21 protein-coding genes and 1 pseudogene are annotated in these 25399 nt (G+C 40.2%); 2 read left to right on the top strand and 20 right to left on the bottom strand.

The window, feature by feature from the left end; genetic code table 11:
• Positions 1-35: 35 nt before the first annotated feature.
• The 4 genes from IEU71_RS02690 to IEU71_RS02705 all read right to left on the bottom strand — a co-directional run bounded on the left by IEU71_RS02690 (position 36) and on the right by IEU71_RS02705 (position 5627).
• Positions 36-1397, bottom strand: a complete 1362-nt coding sequence (locus IEU71_RS02690) for an MFS transporter (protein WP_004914581.1) — start codon at positions 1395-1397, stop codon at positions 36-38.
• A 39-nt stretch (positions 1398-1436) separates the two neighbouring features.
• Complete coding sequence (locus tag IEU71_RS02695) at positions 1437-2360, bottom strand: WxL domain-containing protein (RefSeq protein WP_004914584.1); 924 nt, start codon at positions 2358-2360, stop codon at positions 1437-1439.
• A 219-nt stretch (positions 2361-2579) separates the two neighbouring features.
• Entirely contained in the window at positions 2580-3590 is a 1011-nt protein-coding gene (locus IEU71_RS02700; protein ID WP_004914588.1) for a hypothetical protein, read from the bottom strand.
• Positions 3591-3623: 33 nt separating this feature from the next.
• Positions 3624-5627, bottom strand: a complete 2004-nt coding sequence (locus tag IEU71_RS02705; RefSeq protein WP_004914590.1) for a hypothetical protein — start codon at positions 5625-5627, stop codon at positions 3624-3626.
• 188 nt (positions 5628-5815) lie between these two features.
• Here IEU71_RS02705 and IEU71_RS02710 point away from each other — a divergent pair, with 188 nt between their 5' ends.
• Positions 5816-7171, top strand: coding sequence for a Mur ligase family protein (locus IEU71_RS02710; protein ID WP_004914594.1), 1356 nt, complete (start codon positions 5816-5818; stop codon positions 7169-7171).
• A complete protein-coding gene (locus IEU71_RS02715) occupies positions 7171-7902 on the top strand; it encodes a type 1 glutamine amidotransferase (RefSeq protein ID WP_004914597.1) in 732 nt (243 codons plus the stop codon). The genes IEU71_RS02710 and IEU71_RS02715 overlap by 1 nt, the downstream gene beginning before the upstream one ends.
• A gap of 54 nt (positions 7903-7956) precedes the next feature.
• Here IEU71_RS02715 and IEU71_RS02720 read toward each other — a convergent pair whose 3' ends face one another.
• The 16 genes and pseudogenes from IEU71_RS02720 to IEU71_RS02795 form a co-directional block, all read right to left on the bottom strand.
• Positions 7957-8937, bottom strand: coding sequence for a phosphatase PAP2 family protein (locus IEU71_RS02720; RefSeq protein ID WP_004914599.1), 981 nt, complete (start codon positions 8935-8937; stop codon positions 7957-7959).
• A 90-nt stretch (positions 8938-9027) separates the two neighbouring features.
• Entirely contained in the window at positions 9028-10440 is a 1413-nt protein-coding gene (locus IEU71_RS02725) for a sensor histidine kinase (RefSeq protein ID WP_004914603.1), read from the bottom strand.
• Positions 10437-11153 (bottom strand): response regulator transcription factor, encoded by a 717-nt coding sequence (locus IEU71_RS02730; protein ID WP_004914605.1) that lies wholly within the window; start codon positions 11151-11153, stop codon positions 10437-10439. Before IEU71_RS02730 ends, IEU71_RS02725 begins: the two co-directional genes overlap by 4 nt.
• A 98-nt stretch (positions 11154-11251) precedes the next feature.
• Positions 11252-11410 carry a hypothetical protein gene (locus tag IEU71_RS02735; protein ID WP_004914608.1) on the bottom strand — a complete coding sequence of 53 codons (159 nt, stop codon included), beginning with the start codon at positions 11408-11410 and terminating at the stop codon, positions 11252-11254.
• Positions 11411-11502: 92 nt separating this feature from the next.
• Complete coding sequence (gene kimA, locus IEU71_RS02740) at positions 11503-13347, bottom strand: potassium transporter KimA (RefSeq protein WP_004914611.1); 1845 nt, start codon at positions 13345-13347, stop codon at positions 11503-11505.
• Between the two features lie 117 nt (positions 13348-13464).
• Positions 13465-14604 carry a PTS sugar transporter subunit IIC gene (locus IEU71_RS02745; RefSeq protein WP_004914613.1) on the bottom strand — a complete coding sequence of 380 codons (1140 nt, stop codon included), beginning with the start codon at positions 14602-14604 and terminating at the stop codon, positions 13465-13467.
• A gap of 365 nt (positions 14605-14969) precedes the next feature.
• Positions 14970-16097 carry a 5-methyltetrahydropteroyltriglutamate--homocysteine S-methyltransferase gene (locus tag IEU71_RS02750; RefSeq protein ID WP_004914615.1) on the bottom strand — a complete coding sequence of 376 codons (1128 nt, stop codon included), beginning with the start codon at positions 16095-16097 and terminating at the stop codon, positions 14970-14972.
• Between the two features lie 531 nt (positions 16098-16628).
• The gene (locus IEU71_RS02755; protein ID WP_004914617.1) at positions 16629-17105 is read right to left on the bottom strand and encodes an S-ribosylhomocysteine lyase; all 477 of its coding nucleotides are present in this window, start codon (positions 17103-17105) and stop codon (positions 16629-16631) included.
• Positions 17105-17965, bottom strand: a complete 861-nt coding sequence (locus tag IEU71_RS02760; protein WP_004914618.1) for a MetQ/NlpA family ABC transporter substrate-binding protein — start codon at positions 17963-17965, stop codon at positions 17105-17107. The genes IEU71_RS02755 and IEU71_RS02760 overlap by 1 nt, the downstream gene beginning before the upstream one ends.
• Before the next feature lie 22 nt (positions 17966-17987).
• Positions 17988-19109: a vitamin B12 independent methionine synthase gene (locus tag IEU71_RS02765; RefSeq protein ID WP_004914620.1), complete on the bottom strand. Its 1122-nt coding sequence runs from the start codon at positions 19107-19109 to the stop codon at positions 17988-17990.
• Between the two features lie 20 nt (positions 19110-19129).
• Positions 19130-20269 (bottom strand): annotated as a pseudogene (locus IEU71_RS02770) (trans-sulfuration enzyme family protein).
• Complete coding sequence (locus tag IEU71_RS02775) at positions 20266-21372, bottom strand: trans-sulfuration enzyme family protein (RefSeq protein ID WP_004914624.1); 1107 nt, start codon at positions 21370-21372, stop codon at positions 20266-20268. Before IEU71_RS02775 ends, IEU71_RS02770 begins: the two are co-directional and overlap by 4 nt.
• Before the next feature lie 7 nt (positions 21373-21379).
• Positions 21380-22252: a homoserine O-acetyltransferase/O-succinyltransferase family protein gene (locus tag IEU71_RS02780; protein WP_004914626.1), complete on the bottom strand. Its 873-nt coding sequence runs from the start codon at positions 22250-22252 to the stop codon at positions 21380-21382.
• Between the two features lie 456 nt (positions 22253-22708).
• Positions 22709-23425 (bottom strand): ABC transporter permease, encoded by a 717-nt coding sequence (locus IEU71_RS02785; protein WP_004914627.1) that lies wholly within the window; start codon positions 23423-23425, stop codon positions 22709-22711.
• Complete coding sequence (locus tag IEU71_RS02790) at positions 23425-24168, bottom strand: hypothetical protein (protein ID WP_004914629.1); 744 nt, start codon at positions 24166-24168, stop codon at positions 23425-23427. The genes IEU71_RS02785 and IEU71_RS02790 overlap by 1 nt, the downstream gene beginning before the upstream one ends.
• Before the next feature lies 1 nt (position 24169).
• Positions 24170-24931 (bottom strand): ABC transporter ATP-binding protein, encoded by a 762-nt coding sequence (locus tag IEU71_RS02795; protein WP_004914631.1) that lies wholly within the window; start codon positions 24929-24931, stop codon positions 24170-24172.
• Positions 24932-25399 lie beyond the last annotated feature (468 nt).

Below are 25399 nucleotides of genomic sequence, written 5' to 3' on the forward strand. Positions count from 1 at the left end.
CAAAAAAGCACGACAATGTCGTACTTTTTCACACATTATATCAAGTGTTCATGTGCTGCTTTTTGTATAGCTTGCTTTTGCCAAACCATGATTAGAATTAATAATACAAATGCCAAACTTGCCGCCGAGTAAAGCACTGTATTACTAGCCGTCCATCCAAAATGAGCCACTAAAATACCAATTAGTGCCGTCGCCGCCACTTCACCAACTAAATATTGGAAAAATCCCATAAATCCTGTTGATGACCCAACAGCAAACTTTGGAACTGCTTCGTTAACCATTAAACCAACCAAAGTCAACGGTGCATATATCAAAGTACTCATCAAGATTAATACAACGACAATTACCGCATGATTAGTTGCGGTGAAATAGACCGTCAAGCAACCAATTAGTGCCAAGACTGAAACGATACATACCAACGCACGTTTGCCCTTCAAGAAATCTGACACTGCACCTAAAATAATCACACCCGGTACGGCTGCTAATTCAAAGATACCAACCAACCACTTTGCCCATGAGGCATCAAAACCTTTAAATTGGTGTAAGTAACTTGGTATCCAAGACATCACACCGTACCGCACTAAGTAAAGTGACATTGACGTCAACGTAATTGCCCAGACAATTTTATTATTTAAAATATAGTGTCGGAAAACAAACCAAATTGATTGTTGCGTGGTGTCGCCTTCAACTGTCTCACCGTCTTGTAGGACAGTCACTTCACCTGTATATTCAGCAATCGAAGGCAGTCCAACGGTTGCTGGCCGATCGGCGCCTAAAATCGCAATTAAAATCGCAATCACGGCAGAAACAGCTGATGCTGTGTAAAAGATAGCAGCTATTGAGTGTGAAAACATCAAAATCGAAAACTCAACAATTGCCACACAAGCAAAGGCACCCGCATTATGGACGGAAGACCAAACAGCATAAACCGTCCCACGCCATTTTTTACCCCACCATAATTGAATGAGTTTTTGTGCAGCAGGTGCACCCATTCCCTGTGTCACAGAAATCAAAATCATCAGAAACATCATGACATAAAGATTTCGAGTTGAACCTAGGAATAAATTCAAAATTGCTGAGCCCATTAATCCTGCTGCTAAATAATAACGTGGATTCGATTTGTCACTCAACGCACCCATAAACAACTTGGAAATACCATATCCTACACCGAAACAGGCTAATACTAAACCAATATCTGCGGTCGTAAAATGATAAGCTTTCATAATATCATTTTGCTCAGTGGTAAAAATCAAGCGAATAATATAGTAGCCTATATAACCCACCACAGCTGAAAATAGTACGCCTACTTGGCGCCACTTATAGGTGGCTGCAATTTTTTCTTGTGGTACTTTTTGGGTGGCATCTGGTGCCGCCATTAAAAACTTAAATGGATTCATCTCTTTTCTCGCATTCGTTATTTATAAGTCACTACCGCTTCAAGTACCTGTTGGTGTGTCTCCCATTGTCCACGTATATTCAGCTTGATATGACTTCGCTTTAAGCGTGATATTCTTTGGAATTTCTAGGTAAAAACCGTTATTAACACGATCACCTTGTGAAAACAATGAACTACCAACAATATTGCCTGCCGTTGCCCAGTTACCACTATCAGGATTATCAGTCTGCCCTTTGAGTGACCCATACTCATAGGTGATCGTACCAAAAGTAGCTGCTGACATACCACTAGCCATGGTTGTAACACTATCATTTAGCGTGGTCGCGGGACCAGCCCCAAAATCACCATGCCAACTTGATTTAAATTGTGTTGCATGACCAGTATCCCCAGCAGCCACCATATTACCCGAAATCGTATAGTCAAATCCTGCATCTGCTTTAAGCAAAATACCCGGTTGAATATCAGAAGATGTCTGATCGTCATCATCTATATAAGTACCTGTAAACGGTTGTGACATTCTGATTGAAACATTCAGTTGTGAGGCGGCCACTTTCCCTGCGCGTTGATCAACCAATTGCACAAACGGACGTAAATACTTAGTTTGATATCCTGTGCCTGTCGCAATTTGATTTGCATTGACCAGTGGCTTAACATGGTATGAACTACCTGTGTCAGTAGCAATGCTTTCGTTTCGAAGATCAACCGCATTGATTTCTCCAAAATTGTAAACCGGCAAGTGAGAGATACCGAAGCCTTCCCCACCAACTAATGTCATCTCTGAATCGTTGACTGTGGCGCCCATATCACCCCAATCTGGATTGGTATTTGTTGTGGATAGCGTGTTGTTGTTTTCAACATCAAATGTAAAACCGTTTGAAATCGAACCATAGTCATCGGCATAAACACTTATTGGGGCCAACATCATGGCCGCTAAACACGTCATTAAGATTTTAGCCTTTATCATGTTTTCTCCTATTACACTACTTGTTTTCTTTCACTAGTCAGTGAGCTGTTAAAAACGCAACGCTATACACATTTATGATTTTTTTGATTGTCCCCCCCCGCTTACTTCAATTTTGAATCAGGCGTCTTAGCCATGACGTCGCCTGTTTTAGAATACGTTAAAATTGTGATCATTTTGCGAGGAATTATCGACTAAATTCGGAATATTCTACCCACCACATTAATCAATGTCCGGCACGTCACCAAGTTGCCATAATAGCACTGGTCCATCGTCATCATCATAATTGAACTTAGCCGGTGAATAATCAGTACGCCAACTATTCAGCGTTAAATACCATCCGTGTCCATTTGTTGTTTGATTCCACAGCGTGTCTAAACGCACGCTAGATTGCCCATTATTCCATTGGGGAGCCGTGGCAACTGTTAGGCTGTCACCAGCACTTGACAAGATTGAAGTGTTGTCTTGTTCATCAACGTATGCTAGTTGTAGCCCAGTATCTGTAAAAACGCCCGTGGACTCTAATTGTGCAGTCATTTGCCATGGTTTATTGTGATTCACAGAGCCATCATCTACGGTTAAATAACCATAATTTCGACTCAAATCAAGTGGTGACACATTAAACATGCCATTTTTACCCCGTTTTAATGGGTCAAAGCGCATCATTTCAATCGTGTCACTGATAAATGGCATTGCGGCATCTGGAGCAATATTGCGATACGTTACTGCCTCAGCCGTATAATCATGATAAACATGAGTAATACGTGTTGATTCAATTAACTCGCCATCACGCTGCGTTTTTACCCAAAATTCAATTTCCATATTAGCCGTAATTGGTTTGTCAGGATGGTCATTATTGTACGCCGCCATATCAAAGGTCCAATTCTTACCTTCACCATTTTCAGAGTTGGCTGCTTTAGTCAATGTCACCAACGGTGCATACTGCTCCGAGCTGTCTTCGGCGTTAAGTATCACCTCGTCAGCAGCAATTGCTGTTTTAAAAGTAATGTCTGACATACCAACAATAACCATTGAAGCTAAATCATATACTGGTGGGGCATAGGTTGGCGTTTTACGCACATTAGTTTCATAAGTCTGACCACCAGCGCTCACACTGATAGCATTATTACCTATTTGGTACTTAACGTGACTTGTAGCTACCCCTTCAGGAACAGAATCATCCATACTTTTCTTACTTTCAAAAACAAAGATACCATTATTATCAGTTACCACAGTATCATCAACTACCCCCGGTGAATTGGGTGACTACCACGTGACAGTAATGCCGTCGTTTTCATTTTCTGTTGCGAAATTAGCCATTCCACTGCACTCACTATCTGGTGTGGTAAATACAGGGACTAATTTTGATGTCGCTGATATTTGGCCACGAATGAAGTGATCAGCATCACTAACAGCGTTAGCCTGATCAGCTGCGTTGGGTATTCCCGCTCGTTTTGCTTCAGTATCGGCATCAGTTAACGGTGCATAGTCCAAAAAGTTCATTTTATGTGATGTGATTTCAAGGACATGGTGTTGTCCTCTGACCATCAAATTTTGTTCAACAGATTCGGTTGCCCCAGTTAATTGGTAATCACCATTTTTCGTTGTACCGTTATTACTCTGTGAAATTTGCTTGATATCGATGTTACCCCAATTACTAGCATCAGCAGGTGGGTTATTCGTCAAATAACTGCCACTGTTGAAACTGGAAATATTCTGATAAAAACTCACATTAGAATCAGTAATATCGGCTTTGAAATTGGCATTAAACGCGCCACTAGAAGCACTACGGCAATATCCGGCCCAAGTACCAGTGTTCGAACTTGATCCTGCATCTGCTATCAAAACATATCTAGGAGAATCAATATTTAATTCAATCCCACGGCAATTACGCGTTTGGGCATAAGAAACAAAAGTTTGCCCATAGCCCGTAGCTGTTTTGAGATAAAAAGTTGCATTTTTTCTAATGTTGATTCGACCTAAATGCTTATCACCAAAAGCTTGAATAACACCTAATGCTGACCTTTGCCCAGAACCTGGAGCAGCTGTTTTGGTTCCCTGGATGGCTAATATGCCTCCAGAGTTTACATTAATATTAATGGTTTTTTCAGGCGCATTGGGACCACGACTCGACTTGAACACAAAAGCGGCATCTTTGGCAGACATGACGAGTTGTCCTTTTATCGTGATTGCTGTAAATTCACCAGCAATCACACCTGTTTTAGCCGCCAACAGATTGGCTTCACCACAGCTATCATTTAATCGCGACAAATATACTTTTGCGCCTTGGTCAATGTCAACATCACCAGCAGAAGCATTGGTGTTATCAAAATACTCATTACTGGGTGTTCCAATGTTGGCTAAATTTGCATAAGTACTCCAAGTTGCTGCTATAAAAGATAAATTAGCATTTTGAAGACTTCGTGAATATAAATCTAAATTGTCATGAATACCTTTATAACGAACAGTCGATTCAGCATGAATACTTAAACCGACAAGTTGTGTACCACGAGTTGTCATTGATAAATGATTCTGAAGTGTAATCCGCATGCCTGGCACAACAAAGGCCGACATAGCATTCCCAGCAAGCTGGGTCTCATTGTTGTCTAATTCACATATCACATTGGATAGTGTTAATGTTCCGACTTCATTGCTATTACTCTCCGATGTATTACGATAAAGAATGCTGTTTTTGACATCGGATAATCTCTGAGTGTTTGGCAAACTATTATCACCACTAGTTGATTTAAAATTAATATCGTGAATACTAATATTAGGACTAACATTACCTGTGCCATCAACTTGCAAGCCATAAACAGTGTCATTAACAAATGTTATCGTCTTGTTAGTCGGGTATGTTGAATTGCTCGTAATCTCGATATTGTTTTGACGTGGCTGGGTCGCCGTACTTTGTGTATAATCAAAACTTTCTGTCACAATAATTTTTTGCGTATCAGGATTGTTCCAAGCCGCTACAAAACTTTCAGAATCAGACACTTCTACAATACCCGCTGCTTTTTGCAGGGGTACTTTTTCAGAATTTGTTGACCTATGTTCTGACGCTTTTGATTTTGTTTTATTTTCCGACTCAAAAGTTACTGATGGCACCGCAGCAGCTTCTTGTGAAGTCGTTTCTGGTTCATCTATCGTTTCTTCAGCCCTACTTGTAGCAGCTTGTGGATTCTCGATAGTGTCTGCCCGAACAGACATCAGCGGTAGCAAACTGTTCACAATCAGTAACGTCATCAAAAATAATTGCCTAATTTTCACAGCGCTCCTCCTTAGCTTCTAACCTTACTTCTATTTTACAGGGTGAATATGCCAAAAGTTCGGGGGGGTGTGAAGAAAAATCAAACAGTTTGTGAAGAAGTTGTGTCCAACGGCATCGACCCCTTTCACAAACCACGTCATCACCGCTTGGGATATGTTAAAATGATATTTATGAAAGTGGGGATATTATGACACTTAAAAATTCATTAGCCAAAGCGACAGCAAAATCAGCATATTGGCTGTTACATGATGTTTTACATCGTGGGGGTACAAGTTTGCCCGGCAAGCTCGCCGTGGCAATCGACCCAGATATTTTAAAAAGTATTCAACAAGACTTTGATTTGGTGATTGTAACTGGTACAAACGGGAAAACCCTGACAACAGCACTTATCACTCGTGTTTTAGAAGCTGGCGGTCATCAAGTGATTACCAATCCATCTGGTTCTAACATGATTCAAGGCATCACGGGCACACTGGTAACAAGTCGTGTGACATCAAACAATGGCAAGAAACCAATCGCGGTGTTAGAAGTTGATGAAGCCAATGTCGAAAAAGTCTCAAGCGCCATCAAACCGAGAATGTTTGTATTGACTAACATTTTTCGTGATCAAATGGACCGTTATGGTGAAATTTATACGACCTACGACAAAATTGTCGCAGGTATCAGAAATGCCCCACAAGCGGTTGTTTTGTCAAACGGCGATTCACCCATTTTCACGCGTGGTGATTTTCCAAATGAGCGTCTTTACTTCGGATTTAACCACGTGTCGCCTGAAGATTATCAACCAAGTAAAGCACCCACTAACACTGATGGCATTCTGTCACCAACTGATGATTCAGTGCTACACTACGATTTCATCACTTATGCTAATTTAGGCAAATATTTCAGCGTAACCGATCAATTTGCACGACCTAACTTGCGCTATCAAGTCACCGCCGTCACCAAATTGACACCAAAATATTCTGAATTTAGTATTGACAATACCCCTTTACGAATTGAAATTGGTGGCTTGTATAATATCTATAATGCGCTGGCTGCATTTGCCGTTGGTCGAGAATTTGAAGTGCCAGCCAATGCTATCAAAGCAGCTTTTGAATCCAATGCACAAATTTTTGGTCGCCAAGAAGCTATTAATGTTGACGGCAAGGACGTCACAATTGTCCTAATCAAAAATCCAGTTGGCACTAACTCAGTCATTGATATGATGCTGACGGAAAACGATGATTTTTCACTATTGGCACTACTTAACGCAAACTATGCTGATGGTATTGACACAAGTTGGATCTGGGATGCTGAGTTTGAAAAATTGCATGCATCACATTTACAAGCTATCGCAACTGGTGGTGAGCGTTACCGAGACATGCAAGTTCGTCTCAAAATGGCTGGATTTGCTGACCAAAGTGTCTACGAGGATTTGACAAAAGTTGTTGATGCTATCAAGTCACTACCGACACAAAAGGTTTACATTGCAGCAACTTATACTGCAATGTTACAATTACGCGAACAATTGCGTAGCGCTGGTTATATTAAAGGAGGATTCTAATGGCTGATTATACGATTGCCGTAGCCCATCTTTATGGCGACTTAATGAATACCTACGGCGACTATGGCAACATTATCGCATTGACCTATTACGCCAAACAAATTGGTGTCGATGTTGATTATCAATTGGTGTCATTAGGGGATGATTTTGACGCTGATCAATATGATTTTGTTCTCTTCGGTGGTGGACAAGATTACGAAGAAACCATTGTTGCTCATGATTTACAAGACAAAGCAACTGAAGTGAAGCAATACATTGAAAATGACGGACCGTTATTGGCCGTTTGTGGTGGTTTCCAATTACTAGGTCACTATATGATGATGGCTGACGGTACAAAAGTCGACGGTATTGGTGTCATGGATCACTACACAACCAATATGCACGATCCAAAACTAACCGTACGCAATAATGAGCGTTTAACAGGTAATATTGTCATTAAAAATAACGAAACCGGCGAAGAATATCATGGCTTCGAAAACCACCAAGGCCGCACCTTCTTAGGTGAAAGTGAACGCGCTTTAGGGACAATTGTCTCTGGTAATGGTAATAATGGTATGGATCAAACAGAAGGTGTGATTTATCGTAACGTTTACGGTTCCTACTTCCACGGGCCAATTTTTACCCGTAATGGCAACTTGGCAAAACGTGTTTTAACCACTGCGTTAACGCGTAAATATCCAAGCATTGATTGGCAATCAAAACTCAATGCGATTCCAACCGAAACATTTTAAAGCACACAAAAAGCGGCAATCATTGATTACCGCTTTTTGTGTGCTTTAAACTTGTTATTTTGTCGGTTCAACAAAGTGTGCAGCTAACAAGCGACTTGCCATGAAAATAATCAAGCCAACAATGATACTTGAAACTGTTACATCGCTCAACCAGTGGGCGCCAATGCGCACACGGCTCATTGCGGTCAAAATCCCCATCGCAATCCCAAATATCGTCATTTTCTTTTGGGCACTAATGTTACCACGAGGAACAAAGAAAACCAAATATAAGAACAACCACCCAGACATGGTGTGACCTGAAGGAAATGAGTTATGACCGTTGATGCCGTTTAAATGATACCATGGGGTAAATTCACTCATTGTATTGCCAGCAACTGTCGTCATTTCATAAGGTCGAAAGCGCCCCCATAATGACTTCATTTCACCAATCGTGGTTTGCGCGATGAAAACAACAGCGATACCGACCAAAGCTGCTGTTATCAAATAGCGTATGTCTGCATCACTCTTACTTTGTAACCAGTTATAAAATAATACTGAGAGCACAGCTGTTAAGATGACTGCGAGGCCCCAGCGCAAAACTTCAGGATAATTCTTTACCGCAGCGGTGTTGTTTGCAACGCCCATTGGAATACCCTTAGACAAATTATTCAGCATTGAATAGGTATAACTCAACATATCTTGCAAAATAGCTAACATTTGATTAAACGCAAATGCTAGTGCACCAATTGTCATCACATAACGCAAAACGTCATCTTGTATGCGTCGCCAGATGGTCCACGCAATAATTTCAAATGCAGCAAACAAAACAATATTTGCCCCTTGATCGGCATAGTTTTGGAAAATATTACCAAAAACTGAATTTTGGTTCATAACTAAATTAGTGACATTTTTATCAAAAAAAGTCGCTACCAAAAGGCTTACCACCCCGAGACCCAATAAAACTGTGAATACTTTGTTCTCACTTGACGTCGTTTGAAAATCCGTATCTGTCGCGTCAAATGCCTTAATGTTGGCATCATTGCCTGTTAATTGCATAGCTCAATCTCCTCATATCTGATAATTTCAGTATAAAGGGTTGATGTTATATTTTCGTCAATATCGTGTAAATATCCACTTGGTGCAAGATTAATTGGCTGTTTGTTGGTCTGGAATTGTAACTGTGATTGTTGTACCAACTTTTGGCGTCGAATCGATCGCAATATCACCATCATGCAATGTAATAATTTGTTTCACAATAGCCATACCGATGCCTGACTCGCCTTTAGTTGACATACGTGATGGATCTACTTTGTAATAACGTTCAAAAACGTTATCAACTTGTTCAGCTGTCATGCCAATCCCTGTATCTGCCACCTTAAAAATTGTCGCATTATGTTGGCGCCCCACTGAAACTTTAATCTGTCCTTTTTGTGTAAATTGAATGGCATTATTAATCAAATTAAATAATACCTGTGTGAGTCGATCCTGATCTCCAAAAACCGTGGCTTGTTGGTCACCCGAAACTGCAATAGTTGTCTCTTCATGTGCTGCCTTACTGGCTAATTGGTTACTTAAATCACTAATCATTTTATAAGCATCAATTTTTTGTTTCCGTAATACAATTTTATTAGCCCTTAACTTTTCATAATCAAGATTTTCTTCCACTAAACGAATGAGACGTTGGGTTTCTTTTTGCATCAGTGCGTAAGCGCGTGACTTCTCCTCTTCTAGAAAAACATCATAAGCTAGTCCTTCTAACAGACCAGACATAGTGGTTAGCGGTGTCCGCATTTCATGTGAGGCATTAGCCATAAACTGCTTGCGTCGTTCCTCTTGCTCAATAATTTCATCACTTTGGGCACGCAATGCTAATGATAAATTATTGATATCCCTAGCTAAATGTCCGAGTTCGTCTTTACCAGTTCGTGTTAGCTTTAGTTCATAGTTACCTTCAGTCATTTGCTCTGTTGCTTGTTGCATATCAGTAATCACGTGTGACCATCGCCATGAAATAACGGCTGCTAATGACATCGCTAGCGTTCCACCTATCACCATAGCGGCAACCATTTCTTCTAACAACATGGTTGATTGCGCACTGCGTCCTACAATTTGACGTGAAACACGGACAACGCCAAGCTTTTCCCCGCCATACATCCAGCCACGATACACTGATAACTGTTCACCCGTGCGTGTTCGCTTAATCCGCGCGTCACCAGAAAAAGTTTCCTGCCAAAGTGTTTCACTAATCTTTTTGGGCCCAGTACTACCATACACACGTTTGTGGGTTTTATTATCATAAATTGATACTTCAACACCTTGGTCAGACATGACTTTTCTAGCGGTTTTAAATGCACTGGGATCAACGTTTAATTTTTTTTCATTATCCTCTTCAGTATCAACGACCAACGAAAAAAAAGTCGTCGCATAATTATTAAGATTACTGTATGTTTGCTCATAAACAGAGTGAAACATAAACTGCGCAAATAAAAAACCAACAATGACAATCATCGTCATAAGTATGGCGAGAAAAGCAAGCATTTGTTGGTGCATAATTTTCATTCTGGTTCAACTCCTGAGTCATCGAACTTATAGCCGACTCCCCAAACGGTCTGAATGACTTGAGGACCGGCCTTTTCAATTTTTTGGCGTAACTTTTTCACATGGGCATCGACGGTACGTTCATCCCCAAAGTATTCATAATCCCAAACCATTTGCAACAGTTGAGATCTCGAAAACACTTGTCGTGGCTTAAGAGCCAATGTTTTGAGCAATTCAAATTCTTTGGGGGTCAACGCATTAACTGGCTTACCATCCAAGAATGCCTCACGTGTATTCGAATTAAGTTGGAAATGTTCTGTCGTCACATCAAATTTTTCGTGAGATGGTTGTGTATTGATAGCAGCCTTTTCCCCACGACGAGCAATAGCCTTAATACGGGCAATTAATGTAATCGGACTAAATGGTTTGGTCACATAATCATCTGCGCCCATTTCAAGTCCCAACACCTGATCTGATTCACTATCTCTGGCAGTCAGCATGATTAATGGTACGTTGTCGTTCATTTCACGTATTTTTGAAGCCACCTGCATGCCACCCAATCCCGGCAAATTGAGGTCCAATGTAATTAAATCAAATGCGAAGGGATCTTCAGCAAATAAGGCAACCGCTTGATTACCATCATAGCTGTACGTTGCTTGCCATCCTTCCTTTTTGAAAAACATGCTCATCATCTCGGATACAGATTTATTGTCTTCAATCATTAATATTTTCATCGAAATTATCCTTAATTATTATCTTATATCTAAGATTATACGTCATGATACCATTTTATGCACGTACATTCACACATGAACACCTATTTTTGTAATAATTATGATTTTTTTTGGTCAGTTTCTTCATGCTTTTGTGTTTTCACTTTTTTAACTTCACGATGATACCATCGCATAATCATGACTAAACCAACGGTTGAGATGGTCATTGCAATGACAACCCAAATAAAAAAGAGTGTCCACTTTGTTTCCATTGACATGTTTACTGCCTCCTATTAATGGTAAAAATTGTGTCTAAATTGCACATTTATGTACGTGATGTATCAGTGTATAGACACTGATACATGTCACATTACTCAGTTAAATGATAATAATATGTTGAAACAGAAATATCATCTCGTGAAGCAAATGCTGTGCGTAAACGCAGAGAATTTTGGTTATGCAAAACGTTTTGCCAAGGTTTCTTAGGCACAAATTGTGGCACCAAAACAGTGACTGAATGATTGCGCTTTTTGGCTTGCTTTGCCACTGCATCAACGAAGCTCAACGCCGGTTTGACGATGGAACGATATGACGAATGAATATCAACATATCTTACATCTGGAAAGTCCAGCTTAAATTGCGTTGAAGTTTCTAACTCTTTTTTAGGATTAACATCAAAACTGACGTGCATGGCAACAACATAATCGCCAATTGACTGTGCATAATCAATCGCCTCAGTCGTCACCTTAGTGATGTTTGAAACCAATACAATTACAGTTGCGCCATCGTAATGATGGCGAACGGCATTATCATTTTTGGCATACTGTAACCGGAGCTGTTTGCCAATACTCAAATAATGATGTTTTATTTTGAGAAAAGTAAACATCACCAACGGCATAATCAGCAAGTATGGCCAAACATGCTCAATTCTAGTTGCAAACAATGTTATCACCAAAACAGCCGAAATAAAAGCACCAACGAAGTTAATGACTGCTTTCAAAACCCAACTTTTAGGTTTTTTATGCCACCAGTGAATAATCATGCCTGATTGTGACAACGTAAACGGCACAAAGACACCAACAGCATATAGTGGAATCAAGGCATCTGTCGAACCATGAAAAATAAGCAATAAGATGATTGCCCCAAAAGACAACGACAAAATACCATTTGAATATCCCAAACGATCACCTTTATCCATATAAAGATGTGGCAAATATTTATCACGTGCCAAGTTCAACGCCAACATTGGGAAAGCTGAAAATCCAGTATTAGCCGCAACAGCTAAAATCATCGCTGTTGCTAACTGAACAATATAGAAGCCGATATTTTGTCCGCCAAAAGTCGTCATTGCAATCTGTGACAACACCGTTGAATGTGCATTAGGGCGAATGCCGTACCAATAACTTAGAAAAGTAATACCACCAAAGAATGCCGCCAGAATCAATGCCATTAAGGCTAATGTTGACGCCGCGTGCTTCTCTTTTGGCGCCTTAAAATTAGGCACAGCATTGGAAATTGCTTCAACTCCGGTTAAAGAAGATGAACCGCTTGAAAAAGCGCGCATGAACAAGACAAATGATAAACCACTAAAGCTAGTCCCAATTTTAGCAGCAGCATGATAAGGCAACTGACCAGTAGCTGCTTGAAAAACACCCCAAGCAATCATAATCGCCAAAACCGTTATAAAAAAATAGACTGGAATCATTAAGAAATTAGCACTCTCGCGAAGACCTCGCAGATTCATACCAGTTAAAAGTAAGACAACGATAATCGACAATGGCACCGTAAATGGTAAAATCGCTGGCACGGCAGCCGTAATCGCATCTGCTGCCGCCGAAGCTGAAACGGCCACCGTTAGCATATAGTCAACTAACAGTGAACCACCAGCTACTAAACCTGCTTTGGACCCCCAATTTTCACTCGCAACGGCATACGCACCGCCACCCGATGGGTAAGCGTGAATGATTTGACGATAACTCATCACAATAGCCGCTAACAAGACCAAAACAAGTAATGCGATTGGCACCTGAAGCCACAATGCAACTGCGCCCGCAGCCAATAAGGCTGTTGTAATTGACTCTGTTCCATAGGCAACTGATGATAAAGCATCTGATGAAAGTAATGCCAAGGCTTTGGTCTTGGACAAAGATTGTCCACCCTCGTCCAACGTTTTCAATGGCTTGCCAATCAAGATGCGTTTGATATTTTGAAACATATCATAATCTCTCAATACATTTATTTATTACTCAACATATTCTACGCTATTTTTATATATTAAAAAAGCCGTCAATATGACGACTTTGTAACAAAAGACGAACGTAATTAATTACTGTTAAACAACTTCAAGGTGCAAATCATTTTGCTTCGTGTGTCCTGTTTTACGTAAGAAATAATAAAATGCTAATGACGCAACAACTGGTACAACAATGCCAAAGACTGCCACTAACAACAATCCACGTGGATCGCTTGACGCTAAGGCGATGGGTGCGATAAAGCCATTCAACCCTAAACCAGCAATGGCAAATGGTACTTTCAATCCAAAGACACCAACAGCTACCATCGCAGAAACGCCAGCAATCAAAGCTGGACCAAACATCAATAGTGGACTCTTAAGCAAGTTTGGAAATTGCACTTTTGGTGTGACAATTGTTTGTGCAAAATTGGCACCCAAATCATTTTGCTTCCAACCCATTGCAGTATAAACAACAAATCCTGCAGTAGTACCGATCAAAGCAGCACCACCCGATAGTGGATCAAGCATGACAGCAATTGCCAATGCCGCCGAAGAAGCAGGTGTCATCAAAAATAGGAACCAAACAACTGATACGACAAACGCACCCAAGAATGGATTGATTTTCATTGTTGAAGCAAGTGATTCTGATACCCAGTTCAAGAATGGCGTTGTCACAGATGCAGTAGCCAAACCAAAGAATGTTCCCGCCAATACTGCACCAAATGGTACTAACATCATGTCCAAAGGTGTTTTACCTGTCAACCAGTTACCGACAAGCACTGCCATTAAAGCAGCCAACACCGCAGAAATAGGTTGTCCAGAAGTCATTACTAGTGAACCAGCGGCCTGATCGGCAGCCCATCCCGTAGCTGTATGAGTAGCAGGTGCAACTGCCGACGTAAAGTAAACTGCGTTAGATCCAACAGTGGCTGCAATTAAAGCAGCACCAGTTGTGAGCAAATTTGAACGCATCGCAATTGCGATACCTACACCCAAAGCAGGTGCCAACATTTTTTGACCCATCAATCCAGCCTGTACTAATGGTGTGAAATGGAATGCGTTACCAAGCGATGCCATTAATAATCCCATACCCAACACAGCAAGAATTGCATGTGAAATGCCTTGTGAGACGTCATAGACGACTTCTCGAGTCGTTCGTGGCGTGGCTTTGCGGTCACTTAATTTTTCAGTTTTGTCAGTCGCATTTGATGATTGCGTTTTTGATAGTGTTGCGTCCATAATAATTCCCCTTCGGGCCCGTTGCCCTTGCTCCATTTTTACTCATAAGCTGCGCATCTTATGAAAAAACTCTAAGAAAAAAGGAGCGCTAGATATACTAGCGCTCCTTTAAGTTATACGAATCTAGTCGACAACTTCACGCCAGCCTTTTTATCAAAGGCCAGCATCACAAAGTGAACCAACCTTGAAGTCAAATAATAATGACGACAATGTTGATTTGAATGCTTTGTGTGAAGTTGTTTACACTGAGACGTTGCATGTAACATTTTTCCTTTAAGTTAATAAAATCATTATGACACCATTGTTTTAAAATGTCAATAGTCTAATTTAAAAAAGATAAATTTAATTTTTAGGCAATAAACTACTTATCCCCAAACTTCATCTAAAATTTCTTTTACCAATTGTAGCTTAGCCCATTGTTGTGCATCAGTCAAAATGTTGCCTTCTTCGGTTGAAGCAAAACCACACTGCGTTGATAACCAAAGGCGATCCAATGGCAAATATTTGGTTGCCTCGTGTATTCTAGCAATGATTGTCGCCTTGTCTTCAAGTTCACCTGTTTTGGTGGTGATTAGTCCCAATACGACTTGCTTATCACCAGACACTTTTGCCAACGGTTCAAAACCACCAGCACGTTCCGAGTCATATTCTAAGAAATAATTAGTGACGTTTTCTTGACCAAATAATTGATCTGCTACATCATCGTAACCACCACTTGTTGCCCAGTCAGAGTGATAATTACCACGACAAACGTGTGTATTAATGGTTAAATCGTCAGGTAAATCAGCAATCGCCCCATTGTTCAAATCAAGATATAACTTTTTCAAATCATTGATATCAAAACCAGTTGCAGCATAAACATCCTTAAACTTTGGATCAACTAGTAATCCCCAAGTACAGTCGTCAAGTTGAATGGTGCGCGCCCCAGCATCGTACAAAGCTAATATTTCTTCATGATAAACACGTTTAATATCATCAAACAAAGCTTCATCACTATCATAATACTTAGCAATACGTTCCACGTTCACACCACGACTCAGCTCACCATAGAATTGTGATGGTGAGGGAATCGTAATTTTAGCCGCCACACCAGCTTCATCTGCCAAAGCTTTGACGAATTTAAAATGTTGAATAAATGGATGCGTCTCTGCATTAAACCCTAACTTACCAGTCAAACGAGCTGAATCATCACGTGTTTCTTCATGTGCAAAGAAATAGCCCTCACCGTAGTTAAAACGTTCGACACCTTCAAATCCCCAAAAATTATCCAAGTGCCAATACGAGCGACGGAACTCACCATCTGTGACGACGTCTAAACCTGCCTCAACTTCTTTGTTCACTAGTTCTGTGATTGCCGAATTTTCGACACCTTCGAGTTCTTCAGCAGTTATATTTCCAGCGGCGAATGATTGTCGCGCCTGCTTTAATGCTTCTGGTCGTAGAAATGAACCAACATGTTGGAATCCAATTTTTTGTAATTTTTGTGTTGTCATTATTATTCTCCTGTTGTTATCATGCAATATTTTTCAACTTCAAATTGTCAATTATTTACCCACTCATTTGGGCACCACTTCCTCGTAAAAACACGGCCGTTGCAACTTTGTCTGCATATAAATACTGTATTTTTTGGTATCTAATTGTCATCGCAACTTCCTTTCAAAATGCGCTAGTCATCTAACCATCAAAAAACCGCAGTCTAAAATAATAGACTGCGGGACGACTTATCGTGTTACCACCCGGTGTTTATGTGCTGCTCACGCGAGCACACCTCAACATCAATCATTAATTGCTGAAATACAATTAAGAATTGGCGCGGCTATAACGGGCGCACCCGGACACTGCTTGCGTTCATACCTAATGACCACTCACATTATCAATCACTCCAAGACCATATTCGAATTTTCTCACAATTCACTCTCACCAAACGTGAACTCTCTTTATGTGATAGAATACTACTTATCTTTTCTACGTTAGAAATAATATATCTTATTTTAATTAGTTTGTCAACTTATTTTCATTTAATTCTAAACAACTTTGCGTTCAAAAGCATCACTTGAAATGCCTTGTGCCAAAATAATTTTAGCCCATTCTTTAGCAGAATGAAGGCTATGATCTTTAAAGTTACCACAGCTTTCAATTTCAGCAGCTGGTATTTCGGTTACTTCGTCACTGACAATTTTTTCCAAAACTTTTTTGAATACCTTAGCTAATGTTTCAGAATCATAGTTCACCCATGAAATAACATGGAAGCCGGTACGGCAACCAAATGGTGAAATATCAATAATGCCATCAATTTCATCACGTACTAGACCTGCAAAAAGATGCTCTAAAGTATGTAATCCACCGGTTTCAATGGCTGTTTCGTTAGGTTGCGTGAGGCGCAAATCATAGTTAGTAATACTGCCACCATTGGGACCGGCTTGTGTTTCAATCACACGCACATAAGGCGCTTTAACTTTTGTATGATCTAAGGTAAAACTTTCAACAACTGTTTCTGACATTATTTCACTCCTTTAAAATACGATAGTGGTTTGACCACTTCTGTTTTTGTACCGTGATACTTGTCGGTGATGTATTTTTGCGATGCCTTATCACGGTATAATGTTAACAACTTTTGATACGTTTTATTGTCTTTATTTTTAGCTGCTGTTGCCAAAATATTGACGTTAGCGCGGGTGTGATTATTGATATGTTCGTAATAAATCGCATCTTTTAAAACATTTAATCCTGCAGCTTGTGAAACCGAATTAGATATCAATACAGCATCAACGCCATTGTCATGTAGTAGCCGCCCACCAGTTGTATCATCAATTTCTTTAAATTTAAAATGGTGCGAGTTAGCCGTTACTTTTTCCAAACCATCTAGAGCCCCAAAGTCAGATGCAATCTTAATCAAACCAGCATCAGCTAATAATTTTAGACCGCGCGCCTCATCTGCTTGATCCTTGGCAATCGCAATCGTTGCCCCATCCGGAATATCTTTTACCGATTTATATTTACTAGAATAAATACCCAATGGTTCCAGATAAGTTGTCCCAATGGCAACTAGTTTTCCATCTTTACTGTCTTGATTAAATGCTTGAAAGTAGCTATATGACTGAAAAGCGTTAACATCTACTTGCCCCTCCGCTGTTGCTTTGTTAAGCGTTAAACCATCTGTAAATTCTTTGACTTTGATGTTTAATTTTAAGCGTTTGGCAGCGTCGCTTTTTGCTAAATGGCGCCAAATATCGGCGTCACTGGTGACAGAACCAATTGTAATGGTGTTAGTTGATGCCTTTTTTGAGGCGTTTGCATATGTCACACCACCCACAATAATGACCAAAACGACCAAGATCACAAACCAAGTTTTTTTGCCCATACCATCTCCTTATTTAGTCTAATTAAGCTAATTCAGCATCCGCAATACGCTTAACCAAGTCAAGTTTGCGCCACTGATCAGGAATTGTCAAAATATTTCCTTCTTCGGTGGACGAAAAACCACATTGTGTTGACAATGCTAATTGTTTTTTGGGCACAAAGGTTGCGGCTTCATTAATTCGCGCCACCACATCATCAACATTTTCTAGATCCGCAGATTTAGACGTCAACAAACCCAGCACAATTTCCACATTGTCTCGTCCGTTATAAATCGTCGTCAGTGGTTCAAAATCACCGGAACGATCGTTATCATATTCCAAGAAAAAAGCGTCATAGTTTAGTTGACCCAAATATTTCGCCACTGGTTCATAGCCGCCCTCAAACAAATAAGTTGATTTAAAGTTACCGCGACAAATGTGCGTCGACAATTTAAGGTCCTCTGGCAACCCAGCTAATGCCTTGTTGATCACATAGACATCATCTTCAGCTGTCTTCACAAATTGTGCATGTTGCTCAGGGTTTTCTGCACTCGCATTAAGTTGTGCGATTAAATACGCCCAAGTTGTATCATCGAGTTGAATATAACGTGCACCCAAATCATAAAAATGTTGCAATGTGTCATGATAGGCTTGTGCCAAATCATCTAAAAAGGCTTCCCATGTATCATAATACTTTGACCACAAATCAGAACGGTGATCACGATTGATGATTAAACTAGGTGATGGAATCGTTTGTTTAGGTTCCACACCGTCTGGCACGATTGATTTCAAATATTGAAAATCTTTAAAGAATGGATGATCCAAATTAGCATGAACCTTACCATTGATACGTACGTTAGTAGACCGCGTTTTTTCACCATGAAATTTGTATGAATCTTCTTGATCATAAAATTCAAAACCACCCAATTGACCTAAGAAATCCAAATGCCACCATGAACGATTAAATTCACCGTCCGTCACTGCCAATAGACCAGCTTCTACTTGCTTAGCCACTAACTTTTTGATTTCTGCCTGTTGTACCTCACGCAATGCATCAGCTGTGATTTCACCATCAGCGTACTGTTCACGTGCCTCTTTCAAGTTATTAGGACGTAAATACGAACCCACTTGGTCAAAATGATAGTTTAATTTTCCTGCAGTTGTCATGTTTTCTCTCCTTCTTATGTTCAAATTGTTGCTAATCCAGCGTCTAAATCACTAATTAAATCAGCCATATCCTCTAATCCCACTGAAAATCTCAGTAATCCAGGACTTATACCAGTCTTTATCAATTCTGTTTGATTGAGTTCAGCGTGGCTCATTTTAGGTGGATAACTGATGATACTTTCCACAGCTCCCAAACTGACTGAGAATGCGGGTATTTTAAGTGCGGAAACGAGTCGTCTGGCATTGGCTTCACTACCAACATCAAAACTCAATACAGCGCCACCATTTTTTGCTTGTGCTAAGTGAACATCGTGCCCGGGATGTGTTGCCAGGCCGGGATATAGTACGTTCACGATTTTAGGATGTTGTGCTAAATGTTCAGCAATTTCTTGTGCAGAATGAGCAGCATGCGACATTCGAACACCTAATGTTTTGATGCCTCGTAATAATAACCATGTATCCAAAACACCAAGGGTTGCACCAACAGCATTTTGAATAAAGTAAATCTTATCAGCTAATTGCTGGTCATTGACCGCGACTGCTCCTGCCAAAATATCTGAATGTCCTGCCAAAAATTTGGTTGCTGAGTGGACAACGATATCTACGCCTAAATCTAATGGCTTTTGCAGAAATGGTGACATAAATGTATTATCAGCAATTGTGATTAACCCGTGTGCTTTAGCAATGGCTACTACTGCTTTAATATCCGTAATATGCAAAATGGGATTGGATGGCGTTTCAATATACAGCGCTTTGGTTTCTGGCGTAATAGCCGCTTCAATAGCCGATTCATCAGCAAAATCGACAAAGTTATGTGTAATCCCCCAACGTGGTAAAATTTCTTCCAACACGCGGAATGTTCCACCGTATACATGCTGACTTACAACTAAATGATCCCCAGCCGATAAGGTAAATAACACACTGCTGATTGCTGCCATCCCAGTGCTAAACAAATAACCATATTGACCATGCTCTAGTGTTGCAATAGCTTGTTCGCCTGCCTCGCGCGTTGGATTGCCGGATCGTGCGTAGTCATATTCACCAAACTGATCAAATTATGGTTGATCAAATGTCGAACTTAATTGAATAGGCGTGTTAATCGCGCCAGATATAGGATCGTGCACAGTTGCTGCTTGAATAATATCTGTCCATTCGCTCATTGCCTTGCCCCCTGTATTGCATTTACCAAATCATCTAAAATATCATGCTTTTCCTCAAGACCTGCACTGACACGCACAAGATGATCCGTAATTCCGAGTTTTTCTCGTTGTTCTGCTGTCATATCATGATGTGTTTGAACAGATGGTATTGTAATCAACGTTTCAGGCCCACCTAGACTTTCAGCAAATGAACAAATATTTAGCCCTTGCAAAAAACGATCAACATCATAATCCTCTGACAAATAAAAGCTCACCATACCGCCTAATCCTGCATACAAAACACGTTCTACCCCTGAAACATTAGCTAATTTTTCAGCTAGGAAATGGCCATTTTCATTATGCCTTGCCATTCTCAAATGTAAGGTCTTCAAGCTTCTTAACAATAACCAAGCACTAAACGAATCTAGCACCTGCCCACGTGTGACTAATGTATCTTCAATTTTTTGGGCCAAATCATCTCGCCCAGCAACGACAACACCAGCTAAAATATCATTATGCCCGCCTAAATACTTTGTAGCAGAATGAACGACAATATCAGCGCCGAGTAGTATCGGGTTTTGGAAAATAGGCGTTAGAAATGTGTTGTCTACCGCGACTAATATATCCGGACGCACCGCTTTGACCGTTTCACATAACCAATGAATATCAATGACTTTCATAGTCGGATTGGAAGGTGTCTCAATCCAAATTAACTTGGTCTCTGGTTTAATGAGTCTCAAAATGTCATCCCCATCGGTCCAGTCGTCATAGGTCACACCACTCTGGTCAACTAAACTATCAAAGTAACGGTATGTCCCCCCATACAAATCATCTGACGTAATAAAATGATCACCATTTCTAATTAAAGCAGCAAACACTAAGTCAATTGCTGCCATGCCGGAACTTGTAGCAAATGCTTGCCGGCCATGCTCTAACTCGGCTAATTGTTCTTCCAAAATACTTCTGGTTGGTGTATTCATTCGGGCGTAGTCAAATCCTGTTGATTCTCCTAAACCCGGATGCCGATAAGCCGTTGAAAAATACAGTGGACTAACAACTGCTCCTGTTTTAATATCGTAGGTGCCATTACCACCTTGTGCTAATAAAGTGTCTATATTTGTCATAAGTTTCTCAATTCAATGCTGATATTAGGTTAATTGCTGTTATTTTGTGCGTGTTTGCCACAATCAGTTGACCCCGATTTTTAAAAAATTGGTTTGCCGTTTGTTGCCAACTGTTGACTGGATAGCCATCGACAAAATAATTTTCCGGTGCAAGTATCGTGTTATCAATTACTAAGTCGCGTTCATATTCATCGGCCAACGTTGTTGTATCATATTCTAGATGACCGGTAATATACGTCGAGTTCACCCCTTCGTCTCGGAGAATAAACGCACCCAATTCGTTATCGTCAGCTACTTTTAGACGTCGTGGTACGCCTAATGCCGGTACAGTAAAGTATCGCGATTGCGGCATTTTCAGCACTTCTAACCCAAAAGATAATTTACTTCGCGTTACATGGCTAGGTCGATAAACCCCTGACACTTTGTTTTTAATCGCTTTGACTGGAAAATTTCTTTCAGCATAACCTGCCGCATAAGTCGCCCAACAAGCAAACAAACTTTCCGTAACACTCGTTTTTCGCCACTGCAACAAATGCTGAAATTCTTCCCAATAGTCTATTTGCTCAAACTTGATTTGATCAACAGGCGCGCCAGTTACGATCAACCCATCATATTGTTGGTGCCAAATATCCTCTAATGTCAAATAATTATCAGCAACTTCAATTGCACTATGACGCAAATTATGAGTGGCTGGTACCGCAAACGTAACACGTACGTTGATCGATAGTAAGTTTAACAGCCGGACAAATTGTTTTTCTGTTTGTAAGCGATTGGGCATCAGATTAACTAATAGAATCGTTATTGTTGGTTGTAGTAATTTGTATGAACCAATCATCGTCTGCTGCTGTTTTAATAAACCATTTTCTAAAATAACACTCATAACTTACCTCCTTAATTTGACAATTTAGCAAAATAACACAAAAAAACCGCAATCTATTAATAATAGATTGCGGGACGTTAAAAACGTGTTACCACCCGGTGTTCATGTAGGTTCTCGCACCCACACCTCCAAACGTACGCCGCTACTCTTTCGTCGAGAACATCTGTGAAAGTCTTTGGTAATACGTTGTCTGGTAACGGGTGACACCCGATTTCAACTTACTGCGTTGCACATATGAGTGGACGCTTGCTCGTATCCGTGAAAACTCCAAGACCATTTTCCCAGAATCAACCTTATCTGCTTTCACCAACGACAGACTCTCTTTTTAAGGCATTTTATGGTACTTATCTCTTCAACGTTTATGTTGCTTTTAACTATAACTTTATATCCACAGAATGTCAACAGTTTTGTCATAATTAAATTTAAAAATATCACAATAACCACATAAAAATTATATCACTGAATCATGGCATACCGTTTAACACGTTTAATTTGATAATGATACATGGTGATTCCTATCAGTAACCAGATTCCTGCGACAACACTATCAAGGAATAGACTCCCTGATCCAGTTAGAAACCATTGCATTGTCTGTGAAAATGGTAAGCACTGCGTGAGAAAGTCTAACCATTTAGGATAAAGTGATACTGGTACAATAACACCACTGAGTAAAATAAGAACAGTCCCTAAAATGTTTGCCGTCAAATAAGGATCGTCGTGCTGCCACGACACTATAACCGAAACAAAAGCAATGATACTACCATAAAGCAGGAGCAGTGGTAGCACCAGAACAGCTCGACTCAACCATGACACATCTCGCGTCACAATTGTCACTAAAAATAGGGTAATGATTACCTGCCCTAACGCAACAATCCAGACTGCACTAAATTTACTAGTCCAATATTTTACTGAATAAGGTGATACTACCGCCATCTCCAAGGCAACTCCGTGAACCTGATCGTTAACAAAAAGCGATGATAAACTGCCTAGTAGTGTGCCAACAGCTGTCATTAAGCTGATGGCCACCACTGACTTAATAGCCGAGATTGAACTAAATTGGGCACGCAATAATCCAACCATTAGGATTTCGAGAACAGGTGCAATCACAAAACTAACAACAAACGTTCGCCAATTTCTGAAATAAGGTAATGAAAGCAAGTCTATTTTTAACATTAGACCACCACCATATCACCAGTAACACGTAGTCGTTGTAAAGATATTTTCAACAGAAAATGTGCCAAAAATAGCCATACTAGACTGAGTATCAACATTTGTAACACATCAAAACCAGTAACCAATTTAGGTTGTAAAATCAGTTTCACAGGCGTTGCCATAGGTAAAAACAACCGTAACACTTCAACTACCATTTGATAGCGTTGGGGAACAGTGTAGATACCAGCCCCAATCAAAATCGGTACTAATAAAAGGCTTTCATACAACATGGCATTTGGTGTTAATACAAATAAGCCAGCTACCACAAAATCTAGTAATATGACGCTTAACCATAGCGTTATAACACCCAACCCTAGCATCCAACTAATACCTGTGGTATTAATGCCCAACACCAAACTCACAAGCCAAGCAACAGGAAATGCTAACAAACCAAAACACGCTGCTGGGATTATCAGAGTCGCCAAACTCACCGCTTCTCCTTTGCTGGTATCAAGAACGTAAGCCAGAGTACCTTGCGCACGTTGGTATGGTATAACACCTGCTGCAGATGTACCAGCCGCCCAAGTACCAATAATACCTGCTCGCAACCAAATCGTTTGGTTGCCCAAATCATGAACAGCGTTTGCAGCGACATATTGCATCAATACGTAGCCAATCGTAGTCACAAAAACAATCGTACGAAAATAGCTGTTTTGAGCAAACAACTTCAAATGAAACCAAGTCAGCGTCATAAAGTCAATCATGTTAACGCCTCAATTCTGGCGCAAGCGCCAAGTAGGACTCTTCAAGCGTTGCTGGCCGATCAACTTTGGTAACACCTGATAAGGCAACCACACTTGCCACCGTCCCATCATGAAGAATTTTACCTCCGCCGATTAGCAAAACACGATCTGCTAAATCCTCAACCTCAGTCATTGTATGACTTGTCAGCAAAATTGTTTTACCTTGATCTGCTAATCCGCGTACCAAGCGCCGTATTTCATGAGAGATTTCCACATCCAACCCGCTGGTTGGTTCGTCAAGCAAAATAACATTCGTGGCCTTCAATAAAGCACGAGCGATGTGCATTCTCTGTCGCATGCCACGCGAAAATTGTGCTAACTTTTTGTCACTAACATTGGCGAGCTCAACATTTCGTAGTGCTTGATATATGCGACTACGTCTTTCGCGACGTGGAATGCCAAACAATGTTGCAAAAAAGTTCAAATTATCATAGGCTGTCGCCCGTGCATAAAAGCCTAATTCACCACCAAAAACCGTAGCAATATTGGTAGCCATCAATTTTTGATGGGTTAATATGTTCACACCATCCACCAATACATCACCACTTGTTGGTGTCAGATAACCAGAAATCATTTTAACAGTAGTCGTTTTACCAGCACCATTTGGCCCTAGTAACGCCACTATTTGACCTGATTCGATCTTAAAAGAAACATCATCAACGGCCACAAATTCACTTACCTCGTTAAATGTTCTTCTTAAGTGACGTACCTCAATTGTTGTCATGACGTACCTCCACCAAGCAAGAAACATGATATTGTTTTATTCTATTCAATTTTTTATCCTTGTACTCTAAATAAGTAGGTCAACGTATCGAACAACCTACATGCAATCTAGTGCACAATTTTGAAAGTTATGCTTGCAGAAATTGTGCACACTCAACATCAAAATTATTATTCATAGCAATCATTGCGCTACCTCCAAACACGGGTTAGGCGATGACAAATATCATCGCAGCCAGTTTAAAAACGTTTTTATATCAAATGATATCACGTTTTTATTATACAGTTATGAGATTACATGTCAATAAAATTATAATCATCCACCTTATTCATCCCCGAAAAATGTGCTATAATGCTGACAAGTATTAGAAAGACAAACTATGTTAAAAGTCAAAAAAAACAACTAAATGTAGAATAATAATTTGGTTGAACGACAAATAAACGTTTTAAATTACTATTTTAAAACGTTCCC

The organism is Leuconostoc falkenbergense, assembly GCF_014634805.1.
GTDB lineage: Bacteria > Bacillota > Bacilli > Lactobacillales > Lactobacillaceae > Leuconostoc > Leuconostoc falkenbergense.